Raw genomic sequence first — 13,519 nt, forward strand, 5'->3', positions numbered from 1 at the left:
GCGATCACTCAACCGAAATCTCGATGACGTAAGGTCGTCCAGTCGCCCGCGCGCGCCCAAGCGCGTCCGCCAAGCCGCCGGTGCCGGAAATCCGCTCGGCGGCAATGCCGTACGCTTCGGCCAATTTGCAGAAATCCGGCGGTGCCGGGGAGACGCCGACCGGCTCGACGCCGACGTCGAGCATCGAGGTTTCGATCTCGCGGTAGCCACGATTGTTCCAGACGGCGAAGATCACCGGCGCCGCCGCGTCGAGCGCGGCGCCCAGTTCCGGCAGGGTGAACTGGAAGCCGCCGTCGCCGGTGAGGCAAACGACCGGCGCCTCAGGCCTGGCAAGGACGGCTCCGATCGCCGCCGGCGGGCCATAGCCGAGCGCGCCGAAGCCGGTGGCGGCGTTGAACCAGCCGCCCGGCCGGTCATGATCGTAATAGAGGTTGGCGGCATAGACCGGCTGGGTCGAATCGCCGACGATGATCGCGCCAGGCAGCGCATCGCGGATCGTCTCGACGGCGCGCAGTTGCGCCTGCATAGCCGGGCCGATCTCGGCAAAGGCCGCTTGTCGCGTCGCGGCGGCGCGGGCTGAACCATCATCCAATGGCGTCTCGTGCGTGCCGATTTCGGCAAGCAGCGCCTTGAGCGCCGCTCCGCAATCGGCCTGGATCGAAATCCGCGCAGGCCGGCGGGCAAGCTGGTCGGCGCCGATGTCGATGCGGATCAGGTTGGCGGGCAGGACAAAACCGCCGTCGCCATAGCCATCATAGTCGGTCGGACCGAATTCGGTACCGGCCGCAATGACCAGATCGGCGCCGGCCATCAGCCCACGCACCGCCTTCAGGCTGGGGCTGGCCGGCACGCCAAGCGGATGGCGATAGAGCAGGCCGCGCGCGTTGGCGGTCTGCACGACCGGCGCTCCCAGCCTCTCGGCCAGGTGCTGCAACGGCGCTTCGGCGGCTTTGGCGCCGCCACCGGCGAGGATAAGCGGCCGGCTGGCAGACGCGCACAGCTTTGCCGCCTCTGCAATCGCCGCCACATCCGGCCCGGGCGGCGCTGAATTCCGCAGCAGCGGCACGATGCCGTCGGCCGGCACGGTCATCACATCGGTCGGGATCTCAATATGCACCGGACCCGGACGCGAGGATGAGAACAGTGCAAAGGCGCGGGCGAGCACGCCGGGCAGTTCGCCGGCCTCGGTGACACGGTGCGAAAACAGCGCCACCTTCTCCATCATGCCGCGCTGGTCCGGCAGTTCATGCAGATGGCCAAGGCCTTTGCCCAGCGTCGGCGTGGCGTTGACGCCCGAGATCACCAGCATCGGCACCGAATCGGCGCGCGCCTGACCCATGGCGGTGATGGTGTTGGTCAGCCCCGGCCCGGTGATGACGAAGGCGATGCCCGGCCTGCCGCTGGCGCGCGCATAGCCGTCAGCCATGAAGCCGGCGCCCTGCTCGTGGCGCGGCGTGACGTGACGGATCTTCGATCGCGCAAGCCCGCGATAGAGCTCGACCGTGTGCACGCCGGGGATGCCGAAGACGATGTCGACGCCGTGCGCTTCGAGCAAGGTGATGAGCGCTTCGCCGATGGTCGTCATTGTCTTAGCACCGGGCGTGTGAGGCAGGTCGGGCCGCCCTCGCAGGCAATGCACAGCGCATCGGCCTCGAATGTCGAGACCGTACAGCCAGCGGCCTGCATGGCAGCCGCCGTCTTCGGAAAACCGGCAACGGCGATAACGTGGCGCGGCGCGGTCGGCAGGACATTGAGGCTGAGCCCATTCGAGGCGAAGAATTCGTCGGCATCGCCGTCGACCAGCCGAATGCCACGTTCGCGCAGCATCTGATGGAAGGCGACCGGCAGGAGGGGCGCATAGACCAGCGCCAGATCGTCGGCGAGCGGGCTGATCACCGACATCAGGTGCAGGCAGGCCTCCTCGCCTTGCCAGAGCGGCAGGTCGAAGCCATAGACCTGGATGCCCTTGGGCGAAAGCAGGTTGGAGAGCTGCTGGATGCCGTGCTGATTGGTGCGCACGCCGCGGCCGATGGCCAGCGTGTTTGCATCCACCCACACGCAGTCGCCGCCCTCGACCTGGCCGGGAGCCTCGATTCGGCCGAGGACGGGGATGCCCATGCGCCCATAGGCTGCCTCGTGGAGGCTGGGCTCGGGCCGGCGCAGCGCCTTGCCCATGGCAAGGATGACCGCGCCATGATCGGTCATCAGCGAGGGATCGTGGGTAAAAACCGAATCGGCAAGCCCGTCGTCGGCGTCACTCAGCCATTCGATCTCAGCGCCTGAGGCCGAAATCAGCCTGGCCAGCGCATCATGCTGGACCGCCGCTTTTTGCGAATTGAAGCCGGGGCCATAGTGCCACTCCAGCGCTTCGGCCCGACGCATGGCGCCGGCAGCGGAGCGCATCAGCACGCGCTGCAGCGTCCCGGCCATCGACTGCGACCCGTATGCTTTGCCCACTAAATTCTCCTGAAACGCGCCCCTCCTGCCAATAGCCACTCGGCAGGCGGTGATCAATGGTCCAAAAACTGCGGTTGACGGAGACAAGCGGAACGGTCCATCTTGAGAATCGGAACGCTGTCCAGTGACGGGTAATGGGTAAAAAATTCCAGCAAGGACTGCCTCGGCTGCTCCGCGGGGCACCGCGACGATGACAGCGCCGGCCACCGCCCTGAAGCATACGGCGCAGAACGGCGCTGCCGAAGCCATCCACGTCGAGAACCTGCACAAGAATTTCGGCAAGCTGCATGTATTGAAGGGCGTTTCGCTGTCGGCGCGCGATGGCGAGGTGATCGCCATCATTGGCGGCAGCGGCTCGGGCAAATCGACGCTGCTGCGCTGCATCAACTGCCTGGAGAACCCGACCAGCGGCATTATCCGGGTCAATGGCGAAGAGATAAAGCTGAAGGCCGACAGCTACGGCCACACCGTGCCCGCAGACCGCAAGCAGATCGAACGCATCCGCTCCAAGCTTGGCATGGTCTTCCAGAACTTCAATCTGTGGAGCCACATGACGTTGATCGAGAACGTCATCGAGGTTCCCGTGCATGTGCTCGGCGTCAAGCGCGATGTGGCGATCGGCGAGGCGGAAAAATTGCTCGCCCGCGTTGGCCTGGCCGAAAAACGCGACGTCTATCCTGCCTATCTGTCGGGCGGCCAACAGCAGCGCGCCGCGATCGCCAGGGCGCTGGCCATCAATCCGCGCGTCATGCTGTTCGATGAGCCGACTTCGGCGCTCGACCCGGAACTCGTCGGCGAGGTGCTGAAGGTGATCGGCGACCTGGCGCGCGAAGGCCGCACCATGGTGCTGGTCACCCATGAGATGAAGTTTGCCCGCGAGGTCGCGACGCATGTCGTCTACCTCCACAATGGGCTGGTCGAGGAAGAAGGGCCGCCGGAACAGATCTTCGGCGCACCAAAATCCGAAAGGCTGAAGCAGTTCATCCGCAACATCAGTTAAACCGTGGGCGGACGAAAACCGGGAACAACAACAAACTGGGAGTCATGACGATGAAGATTATTCTCAAGACCTTTGCGGCAGCGCTGCTGCTTGGCGTTGCCGCCGTGGGCGTGGCCAAGGCCGATCCGGTCAAGATCGGTGTCGCTGCCGAGCCCTATCCGCCGTTCACCTCGCCGGATGCTTCCGGCAAATGGGTCGGTTGGGAAATCGAATTTATCGACGCTGTCTGCACCGAAGAGAAGCTCGACTGCGTCATCACGCCGGTCGCCTGGGACGGCATCATCCCGGCGTTGACGACCAAGAAGATCGACGTCATCGCCAGCTCGATGTCGATCACCGACGAACGCAAGAAGACGATCGACTTCTCCGACAAATATTACAACACCCCGACTGCGATCATCGGGCCGAAGGACCAGAAGTTCGGCTCGACACCGGAGGACCTCAAGGGCAAGATCATCGGCGTCCAGGTCTCGACCGTACACGCCGACTACGCCAAGAAGCACTTCGCTGACGCGGCGGAAATCAAGGAATACCAGACCCAGGACGAGGCCAACCAGGATCTTGCCGCCGGCCGGGTCGACGCGGTGCAGGCCGATTCCATCGCCCTCGACGCCTTCCTGAAATCGGACCAGGGCAAGCAATGCTGCGATCTGAAAGGCATGGTCGCGCCGGATCTGGCCATTCTCGGACCCGGCGTCGGCGCCGGCGTCCGCAAGGAAGACACCGAGTTGAAGGAAAAGATCAACGCCGGTATCAAGGCCATCCGCGCCAACGGCAAATATGACGAGATTTCGAAGAAGTACTTCGACTTTGATATTTACGGCTCCGACACGCAGTCGAACTGACGGCCTCATCCATGAGCGATTAACCACGCGGCCCCGATAGAGCCGCGTGGTTGGTCGAAATCCATCGACGCGAGCTTCCGCGGGCGGAAATCGCCGGCGGTTTTAGCGCCAGCAATTCGAGGGCGACGCTGATCGACGCATTTGTTCCGGCTTGGGCCGCCTCTGCCATCGCGCTTCTCTCGCCCGTGCCGCCGGGCTGGGGTGGAACGCTCATCGTCGGGCTGCTCCATACGATCGAGATTGCGGTCGGCGCCACCTGTCTCGGCCTTTTGATCGGCATCGGCGGCGCCTCCGGCAAGCTGTATGGTGGTCCGGTGGTGCGCGATCTCCTGGCAGTCTATACAACCGTCGTGCGCGCCGTGCCGGAGCTGGTGCTGATCCTTCTGCTCTATTACGCCGGCACCGACCTGATCAATCAGATGCTGACGGCAACGGGCTATCAGCGTATGGACATTAGCGGGCTGGCGGCCGGCATTGCCGTGCTCGGCTTCGTCCAGGGCGCCTATTCGACCGAGGTGATCCGCGGCGCGATCCTCGCCATTCCGCAGGGCCAGATCGAAGCCGCGCGCGCCTATGGCATGTCTCCCGGCCTGCTGCTGCGGCGCATCACGCTGCCGGCGATGCTGCCGTTCGCCATACCCGGCCTTGCCAATCTCTGGCTGATCGCCACCAAGGACACAGCCCTGCTGGCGGTCGTCGGCTTTTTCGAGCTGACATTGGCGACACGGCAGGCGGCCGGCGTGACCAAAGCCTATCTGACATTCTTTATCGCCGCCGGCGCGATCTACCTTCTGTTGACGCTGGTTTCGAACCTGATCATCGGCCGCATCGAGACATGGGCCCGCCGCGGCATGCCGTCGCTCAAGGAGGCCCGGTGATGGCTGGCCCGGCGATGACTGGCGAAGCGGCCGTCGAGATAGCCGCACGCGCTTCGCTGTGGCTGAAGCCGCATCGTATCGCGCTGATCCTGATCGCGCTGGGGCTGGTTTTGGCGGCGGCCGTCTTCATGCGCTGGGACTGGCTGCCGAAATATTACGGGATGGGATTGCTCGGCATCTGGCGCGCGCTGTGGATTCTTGCCGTCACCTGCACGCTGGGCTTCCTGCTCGCCATGCCGCTCGGACTGGCACAAGCCGCAGGCTCTTTCTGGTTCGCGGCGCCCGCCAAGGCCTTCTGCACGGTCATCAGGGGAACGCCGCTGCTGCTGCAGCTCTGGTTGCTCTATTACGGGCTGGGCTCGCTGTTTCCACAATATCCATGGATTCGCGAGTCCTGGATGTGGCCCTATCTGAGGCAGGCATGGCCCTATGGCGTGCTCGGGCTGACGCTGTCCTTCGCCGGCTATGAGGGCGAGGTGATGCGAGGCGCTTTTGCCGGCGTACCGAAAGGCCAATTGGAAGCCGCCCGCGCCTTCGGCATGAGCCGCTGGAGGATTTTCCGGCGAATCTGGCTGCCGCAGGCCTTCTACCGCGCGCTGCCGACACTGACGGGCGAAATCGTGCTGCAGCTGAAATCGACGCCGCTGGTGGCGACCATCAGCGTGATCGACATATTCGCCGTCTCTTCAAAGGTGCGTCAGGATACCTACCTCACCTATGAACCCTTGCTGCTCCTGGCGTTGATCTATATGGCCATCACCGGCATCCTCGTCTTCACCCTGGGCAAGATCGAGGCGCGGATTCCGAACAAGATCGGTTAGCGAATAGGGAGTAGTGAATAGCGAATAGTTTTGCTGATTTCCCTACTCGCTACTCCCTATTCGCTACTCGCTGAAATTTCAGGGCAGCTACGATGCAACTCAGTCTCGACCAGGCGACAGGGCTGTGCCGGATGGCCGCACTTGGCGCTGGCGCCAACGAAGAGGCGGCGCAGTCGCTGGCTGCCTCGATCGTCGCGGCCGAGGCGGAAGGACTGTCGACCGTTGGGCTGTCGCACTTCATCGATTATCTCGAAGCGCTGGAAGCCGGCCGCATCGACGGCAACGCCGATCCGGTGATCACCAGGCCGGCGCTCGCGGTCTATCTCTCCGATGCGCGCGGCGGACTGGCGCATACCGGTTTCGACCGCACGATCGATGAACTCGCCAAGGCGGCGCGGCTGTTCGGCGTCGCGATTTTTTCGCAGAAGAATGCCTATACGTGCGGCGCGCTCGGCTATTTCACCGGACGGCTGGCCGCGCAGGGATTGGTGTCGTTCGCCGCCACCAACGGCCCGGCCGTGCTTGCCGGCTCGGGCTCGGTCAAGCCGGTCTACTGCACCAACCCGATGTCCTTTGCGGCACCCGCCGCGGACGGGGCGGCGCTGGTCATCGACCAGTCGTCGAGCGCCACCGCCTTCGTCAACATCCGCAAGGCGGCCGAGGACGGCAAGAAGATCCCCGAAGGCTGGGCACTGGATGCGAGCGGCAATCCGACCACGGACCCGGCAGCTGCAATGAAGGGCGCCATGCTTGCCTTCGGCGGCCAGCGCGGCGCCAACATCGCGCTGATGGTCGAGGTGCTGGCTGCGGGCCTGTCGGGCGCCAACTGGTCGCTCGATGCGCCATGGTTCAGCGGCGGGCCGGACAGTCCGGGGACCGGCCTGTTCGTGCTTGCCGTCGAGCCCAAGCTGCTCGATCCGGACTTCGAAAAGCGGATGAAGGATCAACTCGACCGGCTGCGGCGGCGCTATGGCGTGCATGTGCCGGGGCGTGCCCGGGCCGAGGCCGCGGAGAAGGCGGCGGCGCGCGGCATAAGCGCGCCGAAAGCCGTGGTGCAGCGCATTTCCGAATTCGCCGCCCGCTATTCGTCCTGAAGAAATTCGTTTGTCCGATGAGCGGCTGAGAACGCCGGCCGATCCGGCAGCGCGAGCCTACTTCCCGCAATAATGATCGTTGATGACGTTCGCCGCATTCGCGTCCGGCCCTACCCTGTTGTAGGAGCAGGGTTCGGCGGCCGTCGTGAACAGGTGGTTGTCATAGTAGCGCGGGCCACCGAACAGAATGTCGATGATGTTGCCGTTGGCCGGAACGTAGCGTTCGGGTTGAGCTTGGTGGTGATGCCGGTTTGCCCCGAATGCCGAGGCACCAATGCTGCAGCCTGTTGCGAAAGCCAGAGCGAAGATCGCAACGCGTTTTGTCGTCATCGGCAATATCCTCCATTCGGAATCAAACCATACATCCTAAAATCGCCGGCCGGAACAAAGGTTCCTGTCCCGAATGGAGTTACCTAAAGCCCGGCGTCGGCGGGTTTTCTGCCGTTTCCAACGGATACTGGAAATCATGCTTCAACAATGCCGGGCGACCGATGGTCACCCTTTGCCTTTGGCGCGAAACCGACTATGAAACGGCTTCAACCAAGCCATCTGGATAGCCGCCGGAGCCAGCCATGACCGAAATCCTGCAGACCCCAAAGCTCGTGGTCGTGTTCGGCGGCTCCGGGTTTGTCGGTCGTCATGTCGTGCGGGCGCTGGCCAAGCGCGGCTACCGCATCCGGGTTGCCTGCCGTCGGCCCGATCTCGCCGGCCACCTGCAGCCGCTCGGCAATGTCGGGCAGATCCAGCCGGTGCAGGCCAATGTCCGGGTGCGCTGGTCGGTCGACCGCGCCGTGCAAGGCGCGGACCATGTCGTCAATCTGGTTGCGATCGCGCATGAGGCCGGCCGGCAGAAATTCACTGCCGTCCACGAATTCGGCGCGCGCGCTGTCGCTGAAGCGGCGCGCGCCGTCGGCGCCGGCCTCACCCACATCTCGGCGCTGGGAGCGGATCTCCACGCGCAATCGGACTACGCGCGTACCAAGGCGCTCGGCGAAAAGGCCGTTCTGGAGACGGTCCAAGACGCCGTGATCTTGCGGCCATCGATCAATTTCGGGCCAGAGGACGGTTTCTTCAACCGCTTTGCCAACATGGCCCGCTTTTCCCCGGTGCTGCCGCTGATCGGCGGCGGGCAGACGAAATTCCAGCCGGTCTATGTCGGCGACGTCGCCGAAGCGGTGGCGCATTCGGTCGACGGCAAGGTCCAGGGCGGCCGGATATATGAACTCGGCGGGCCGCAAGTGCTTACCTTCAAGGAATGCATGCAACAGCTGCTTATCATCATCGAACGCAAGCGGTTTTTGCTGCCCGTGCCATGGTGGCTGGCGAACCTCCAGGCATCAATTCTCGGGCTGTTGCCCAATCCGTTGTTGACCAAGGACCAGGTCCTGCTGTTGCGCCAGCACAATGTCGTGTCGGAAGCCGCCGTCAAGGACAACCGGACGCTCGCCGGCCTCGGGATCCAGCCACGGTCGATCGGAACCATCCTGCCCAGCTATCTCTGGCGCTACCGCGCCGCCGGCCAGTTCCAACGCAAGTCCGCCGCATAATACGAACGGACGTCCGGTTGCCTACGAGGCGCGCCGGTGACCTGCATCGGCAGGCCGCCTTGCGGCTGCGTCGTCAGCTTCTGCACCGGCCAGGGGCGGGTTTCCGCGGTGGCGTCGAAACGGTAGCGCGACAGCATGATCGCCAACGCGATGATTGCCTCCTGCATGGCGAAGCTGGCGCCGATGCAGACGCGGGGGCCGGCGCCGAACGGCAAATACTGGAAACGATCGATCTTTTCGCGGTTTCCCGGATGGAAGCGTTCCGGCATGAAAGCGTCCGGCCGGTCCCACAATTTCCGATGGCGGTGGACGACCCACGGCATCACCAGCACCGCAGCACGTCGCGGTATGTAGAGGCCGTTCCAGGTTTCGGGCTCGATCGGTTCGCGGTTGATCGACGGCGCCGGCGGATAGAGCCTGAGCGCCTCGTCGAAGGCGGCGCGGGTGAGCGGCATGGCGTCGAGCCATTTCGTCGGGTCGGGCTCACGCGCCAACACCGCATCGATCTCGTGCTCGATCTTTTCGCGCTCCCACGGCGCTTCGGCAAGGCAGTAGAGCGTCCAGCCGAGCGCCCTGGCCGTAGTCTCGTGGCCGGCACCGATGAAGGTGATGATGTTGTCCTCGACCTCGGCCCGGGTCAGCCCGCCCGGTCCCTCAGCCTTCAACAGCAGCGTGAGAAAATCCTGCGGCACGGTGTCCGGAGCGCGCCTCAGCCGCGCCTCGCGCATCTGCACCGTGTCGGTGACGATCTTGCGGAAGTAGGCCATGGTCTTGCGGCCGCGGATGCGGGTCAGGCGCGGCAGCCAGTCGGGCGCACGCAAAAGGTCGAGCGGATCGACCCGGCCCATCGTCTCGAACAGGCGATCGATCTCCTTGGCGAAGCTACCGGGCTCGCCCGATATCTCGCCCGAAAACAGCGTCTCGGCCAGGATATCGAAGGTGAGCAGCGTCATGTCGTGGGCGATATCCGACGTGCCACCTTGCTCGTAACGGGTGACGAATTCGAGCGTGCGTTTCAGCATCGGCTCGGCGAAGCCGAAGATGTGGCGCGGCGTGAACACCGGCGCCATCGCCTTGCGCGAACGCCGCCACACTTCGCCCTCGGCGGTCAGCAGCCCGTCGCGCAAGATCGGCCGCAGGATCAACTGGCGCACCGTGGCCATCTTGTAGTTCTTGGCGTTGTCGACAAGCACATGGCGGATGAGGCCGGGATCGTTGGCGATGACCAGCGGTCCCCCGACGCCGTTCACCGAAATCCAGGGCTCGTTGTAGGTCGCCTCACCCCACAGTTCGAGCGGATTGCGGTAGACGATGCGGATCATCTCCAGCGTTGAAGGCGGCGCGGTGCGCGGCTTCGGCGCCGGCGGGACGAAGGGGACGGGCTGACTGTCCATGGCTTGCTCCGCTGACACCTCAATGTAGTGGCGGGCAAGGCAGGCGTCCATGTGACTGGACGACAAGGCGAAGCATCCGCTCTCTGGAATGTGACCGGGGCACCGGAAAGTGCCTGCTTGCTGTGTCGGGCTGCGTGTCTTAGGTGGCAGCACCACAGATGCCACTAACCGGCGGGAGCCTGCCTTGAAGCACCAGTTGAACGTCATCATCGGCAGCACGCGGCCGGGCCGCGCCGGGCCGGTTTTCGCAAATTGGCTGGAGAGCTTTGCGCGCGAGCACGGGAAATTCGAGCCGGTGCTCACCGACATCGCCGCCTTCAATTTGCCGGTGCTGGACGAGCCGCATCATCCGAGGCTCGCCAAATACGAAAACAGCCACACGAAAGCGTGGTCGAAGGCAATCGACGCCGCCGACGCATTCGTCTTCGTGGCGCCGGAGTACAATTATTTCACCGCTCCCGCGATCGTCAACGCGGTCGACTACCTGCTCAGGGAATGGCGATACAAGCCGGCCGCCATCCTCAGCTACGGCGGTGTCTCCGGCGGTTTGCGAGCGGCGCAGGCGGTCAAACCGTTGCTGACCGCCGTCGGTGTCATGCCGATTCCGGAAGGCGTGGCGCTGCCGATGTACCAGAAGCTGCTCGACGAGACCGGCGCCTTCCTGCCCAGCGAGCAGGTGCTCGGCGGGGCCAGGACCATGCTGGACGAGCTGTTCCGCTGGAGCGAAGCGCTGAGGCCGATGCGCGCCAGCTAACAACGCGAACGGCCGAACTGGCCGATGCCATAACTTGCTCATGCCATAAAGAGATGGAATGCTCCGGCAAATGACCGGGCCGGGGCGGTTCGATTTGCGTTTTCTGTTTGCCTTGCTGCTGATCCTCTCGACGGCCTCCGCTGCAATGGCGGAGCGGCGCGCTGCGCTGGTCATCGCCGAGAACGACTACCGGCTGATCCGGCCGCTCGCCAATCCCGTCAATGACGGCGAGATCATGGAAACTGTGCTGAGGAAGCTCGGTTTCGAGGTCTTCCTCGAAACCAACCGCGACCTGCGGCGCATGCGCCGGGCGCTTGACGATTTCCGCGAGGATGCCAAAGGCGCCGACGTGGCACTGGTGTTCTTCTCCGGCCACGGCGTCGAGATAGCCGGCGAGAATCGGCTCCTGCCGGTCGATGCAGACGCGTCGTCGCTCGCTACGCTGGAAAGGACCAGCCTGCCGCTGGAGGAGATCCGCGCGACCGTCGCCGCCACCAGCAAGGTCGGACTGATCGTGCTCGATGCCTGCCGCAGCGATCCGTTTGCGGCTACGGGCGGCGAAGGCCGCGGCGCAACGGCGCTGGTAAAAGAGGTCAGCGACAAGGTCCGGCCGGGTCTTGGCCGCATCGGGCGGGCAGAAAACATCCTGTTTGCCTTCTCGGCGGCGCCCGGCGAGACCGCCGCGGATGGGACGGACCAGAATTCGCCGTTTACCGCGGCGCTGACGAAATACCTCGGCACCGAAGGTCTCGAGATCCGCTCCGTGCTGACGCTCGTGCAGCAGGAGGTTTACGACCTCTCGCGCGGCAAGCAATTGCCCTATGTCGAGAGCGGCCTGCCGCAGCTGTTCTTTGCCGCCTCGGCCAAGGAGAAATTGCCGGAACGCGAACGCCTGTTGCTGGCCATGGCCGAGGTGACGCCTCAGATGCGCGGCGAAGTGGAGAAGATCGCCAGCGACGCCGACATGCCGCTGGCACCGCTCTATGGCGCGTTGATCAGTTCCGATGCCGGCCACCTCTCCGCGGACAGTCTGAACGCCAGGCTGCGTGAGGCAGCCGACGCCTTCGTCAAGGTGCGGAGCGAAATGCAGACGCTTGGATCCGACGATCTCAGAGTGTCGGCGTTGCGCCGGCAGGCCGAAGAGCAGCTTTCGCTGGGAGCGTTCGATGCGGCGCGGAAAAAGCTCGCCGAGGCAGCCGAGATCGACAGTGTCTCGCGCAACGCGCTGAAGGCCAATTTCGTCAGCCGCACGCTCTCCGAGGCTGCAACGCGCTATCTGTCCGGCGGGGCCGCGCGCGCCGACCTCGATTACGCCACAGCCATCAGGGACTATGAGTCCGTGCTCGCGCTTTATGACGAAGCCGGACAGGTGGTGCTGTCGCTCGACGACGCCGACCGCTTGATCCGCACGCTGGACGAGCTCGGCAAGCTGTATACCACGGTCGGCAATATCGATGCGGCTGGCCGTGCCTTCGAGGCGCTGCAAGCCGATCTCGAGCGGCGGTCGCATCATGAAACCGATCTCAACGTGAAACGCGACTTCGCCGTCAGCCACGTCAAGCTCGGCAACGTGCGGATGGCGCAAGGCAATCTGCCGTCAGCGCTGCAGAATTATGAGACCGCCAAGACCATTCTGCAGGGCCTGACCGAGGCAGAACCGGACAATCTGGAGTGGTTCGGCGACCTCGCCATGGCCGACGACAAGATCGGCAACGTATTGGCGACGCAAGGCGATCTGGCCGGCGCCGCAGAGGTCTACCAGGAAAGCCTGTCGATCAAGAAACAGCTCGCCGCCGGAGAGCCGGACCGTGCCGAACTGCAGCGCGACCTGACCATCACCTACGATGAGATCGGTCACCTTGCCCATATCGCAGGCCAACTGGACAACGCACAGGCGGCCTATGAAGAGAGCCTGAAGGTGCGGCTGGCGCTGGCGGCGGACAAACCGGGAGACGCCGACCGGCAGCGTGACGTCTCGGTCAGCCACGATACGATAGGCGACCTGCTGCGCGAACGCGGCGACGCCGCCGGGGCGCTGGCGGCCTACAAGGAAGGTCTGGCGATCGTCAAGCAACTGGCGAAACGCGATCCGGACGACACCGAGTTGAAGCGCGACCTGTCGGTCGGCAACGCCAAGATCGGCAATGCGCTGAGCGACCGGCAGAATTGGCCGGCGGCACTTTCGGCTTATCGTGAGGCACTTTCGCAGGCCAGCGTGCTCGCCGCCGGCGACCCGAACAACACCGAATGGCAGCGCGACCTGTCCGTGTGCATCGAGAAAGTCGCCGGCATCCTGGCGATACAGGGCGACCACAAAGGCGCGCTGAAAGCCTATCTGGACAGCTACGCGATTGCGCAGAGGCTGGCCAAGCTCGATCCCGCCAATTCCGACTGGCAGCGGGACTTGTCGATAACGCTGTCCGAAGTCGCCACGCTGCGCCTCAGGCAGCGCGACGTCAGGGGCGCCCGGCAAGCCCTTCAGGACAGCCTGGCCATTCGCGAGAAACTTGCCCGGTCCGATCCGGACAACGCCACCTGGCAGCGCGACCTGGTGGTCGCCTATATCGACTACGCCCAAGTCGCAAAGGACCCGAAGGCTGTGCTTTCCAAGGCGCTCGACATGACGCTCGAGCTCGACCGGAGCGGGCGGTTGGCACCGCGCCACAAGTTCATGATCAAGTTTTTACGTGAGCGGCTGGCCAGGATCGAAGCCAGGCGCCGATAGCCTG

Annotated in this window: 12 protein-coding genes; 8 read left to right on the plus strand and 4 right to left on the minus strand. The window is 64.4% G+C overall.

All coding sequences use genetic code 11. The features are described 5' to 3' along the window. Positions 1-4: 4 nt before the first annotated feature. Complete coding sequence (locus NKH04_RS01690) at positions 5-1,585, minus strand: 5-guanidino-2-oxopentanoate decarboxylase (protein ID WP_353043977.1); 1,581 nt, start codon at positions 1,583-1,585, stop codon at positions 5-7. Next, positions 1,582-2,430: a dimethylarginine dimethylaminohydrolase family protein gene (locus tag NKH04_RS01695; protein ID WP_353044005.1), complete on the minus strand. Its 849-nt coding sequence runs from the start codon at positions 2,428-2,430 to the stop codon at positions 1,582-1,584. The genes NKH04_RS01690 and NKH04_RS01695 overlap by 4 nt, the downstream gene beginning before the upstream one ends. A gap of 217 nt (positions 2,431-2,647) precedes the next feature. Here NKH04_RS01695 and NKH04_RS01700 point away from each other — a divergent pair, with 217 nt between their 5' ends. The 5 genes from NKH04_RS01700 to NKH04_RS01720 all read left to right on the plus strand — a co-directional run bounded on the left by NKH04_RS01700 (position 2,648) and on the right by NKH04_RS01720 (position 7,095). After that, complete coding sequence (locus NKH04_RS01700; RefSeq protein ID WP_023676274.1) at positions 2,648-3,457, plus strand: ABC transporter ATP-binding protein; 810 nt, start codon at positions 2,648-2,650, stop codon at positions 3,455-3,457. A 50-nt stretch (positions 3,458-3,507) separates the two neighbouring features. Next, entirely contained in the window at positions 3,508-4,302 is a 795-nt protein-coding gene (locus tag NKH04_RS01705; RefSeq protein ID WP_352540383.1) for a transporter substrate-binding domain-containing protein, read from the plus strand. Positions 4,303-4,514: 212 nt separating this feature from the next. Further along, positions 4,515-5,180, plus strand: a complete 666-nt coding sequence (locus NKH04_RS01710; protein WP_352470177.1) for an ABC transporter permease — start codon at positions 4,515-4,517, stop codon at positions 5,178-5,180. Between the two features lie 14 nt (positions 5,181-5,194). Beyond that, a complete protein-coding gene (locus tag NKH04_RS01715; RefSeq protein WP_352470176.1) occupies positions 5,195-6,001 on the plus strand; it encodes an ABC transporter permease in 807 nt (268 codons plus the stop codon). Positions 6,002-6,093: 92 nt separating this feature from the next. Beyond that, complete coding sequence (locus NKH04_RS01720) at positions 6,094-7,095, plus strand: Ldh family oxidoreductase (protein ID WP_352540382.1); 1,002 nt, start codon at positions 6,094-6,096, stop codon at positions 7,093-7,095. 57 nt (positions 7,096-7,152) lie between these two features. On the opposite strand, the gene NKH04_RS01725 is transcribed toward NKH04_RS01720, so the two are convergent. Further along, the gene (locus NKH04_RS01725; RefSeq protein ID WP_352540381.1) at positions 7,153-7,425 is read right to left on the minus strand and encodes a hypothetical protein; all 273 of its coding nucleotides are present in this window, start codon (positions 7,423-7,425) and stop codon (positions 7,153-7,155) included. A 242-nt stretch (positions 7,426-7,667) separates the two neighbouring features. Between NKH04_RS01725 and NKH04_RS01730 the strand changes: the two genes are divergently transcribed. Then, on the plus strand, positions 7,668-8,642 hold the full coding sequence (locus NKH04_RS01730; protein ID WP_352501121.1) for a complex I NDUFA9 subunit family protein: 975 nt from the start codon (positions 7,668-7,670) through the stop codon (positions 8,640-8,642). Here NKH04_RS01730 and NKH04_RS01735 read toward each other — a convergent pair. Beyond that, positions 8,600-10,036 (minus strand): cytochrome P450, encoded by a 1,437-nt coding sequence (locus NKH04_RS01735; RefSeq protein ID WP_353043978.1) that lies wholly within the window; start codon positions 10,034-10,036, stop codon positions 8,600-8,602. The genes NKH04_RS01730 and NKH04_RS01735 overlap by 43 nt on opposite strands. Positions 10,037-10,220: 184 nt before the next feature. Between NKH04_RS01735 and NKH04_RS01740 the strand changes: the two genes are divergently transcribed. Both NKH04_RS01740 and NKH04_RS01745 read left to right on the plus strand, forming a co-directional pair. After that, a complete protein-coding gene (locus tag NKH04_RS01740; protein ID WP_352469892.1) occupies positions 10,221-10,790 on the plus strand; it encodes an NADPH-dependent FMN reductase in 570 nt (189 codons plus the stop codon). A gap of 58 nt (positions 10,791-10,848) precedes the next feature. Then, positions 10,849-13,515 carry a caspase family protein gene (locus NKH04_RS01745; RefSeq protein ID WP_353043979.1) on the plus strand — a complete coding sequence of 889 codons (2,667 nt, stop codon included), beginning with the start codon at positions 10,849-10,851 and terminating at the stop codon, positions 13,513-13,515. The last annotated feature ends 4 nt before the right edge of the window (positions 13,516-13,519 follow it).

This window comes from Mesorhizobium sp. M1365, from assembly GCF_040317865.1.
Taxonomy (GTDB): domain Bacteria; phylum Pseudomonadota; class Alphaproteobacteria; order Rhizobiales; family Rhizobiaceae; genus Mesorhizobium.

What these genes read in the sequence shown, in the direction of transcription:
- NKH04_RS01690 (WP_353043977.1), bottom strand. Translation starts at nt 1,585, where the DNA reads ATGACGACCATCGGCGAAGCGCTCATCACCTTGCTCGAAGCGCACGGC.
- NKH04_RS01695 (WP_353044005.1), bottom strand. Translation starts at nt 2,430, where the DNA reads ATGGCCGGGACGCTGCAGCGCGTGCTGATGCGCTCCGCTGCCGGCGCC.
- NKH04_RS01700 (WP_023676274.1), top strand. Translation starts at nt 2,648, where the DNA reads ATGACAGCGCCGGCCACCGCCCTGAAGCATACGGCGCAGAACGGCGCT.
- NKH04_RS01705 (WP_352540383.1), top strand. Translation starts at nt 3,508, where the DNA reads ATGAAGATTATTCTCAAGACCTTTGCGGCAGCGCTGCTGCTTGGCGTT.
- NKH04_RS01715 (WP_352470176.1), top strand. Translation starts at nt 5,195, where the DNA reads ATGACTGGCGAAGCGGCCGTCGAGATAGCCGCACGCGCTTCGCTGTGG.
- NKH04_RS01720 (WP_352540382.1), top strand. Translation starts at nt 6,094, where the DNA reads ATGCAACTCAGTCTCGACCAGGCGACAGGGCTGTGCCGGATGGCCGCA.
- NKH04_RS01725 (WP_352540381.1), bottom strand. Translation starts at nt 7,425, where the DNA reads ATGACGACAAAACGCGTTGCGATCTTCGCTCTGGCTTTCGCAACAGGC.
- NKH04_RS01730 (WP_352501121.1), top strand. Translation starts at nt 7,668, where the DNA reads ATGACCGAAATCCTGCAGACCCCAAAGCTCGTGGTCGTGTTCGGCGGC.
- NKH04_RS01735 (WP_353043978.1), bottom strand. Translation starts at nt 10,036, where the DNA reads ATGGACAGTCAGCCCGTCCCCTTCGTCCCGCCGGCGCCGAAGCCGCGC.
- NKH04_RS01745 (WP_353043979.1), top strand. Translation starts at nt 10,849, where the DNA reads ATGCTCCGGCAAATGACCGGGCCGGGGCGGTTCGATTTGCGTTTTCTG.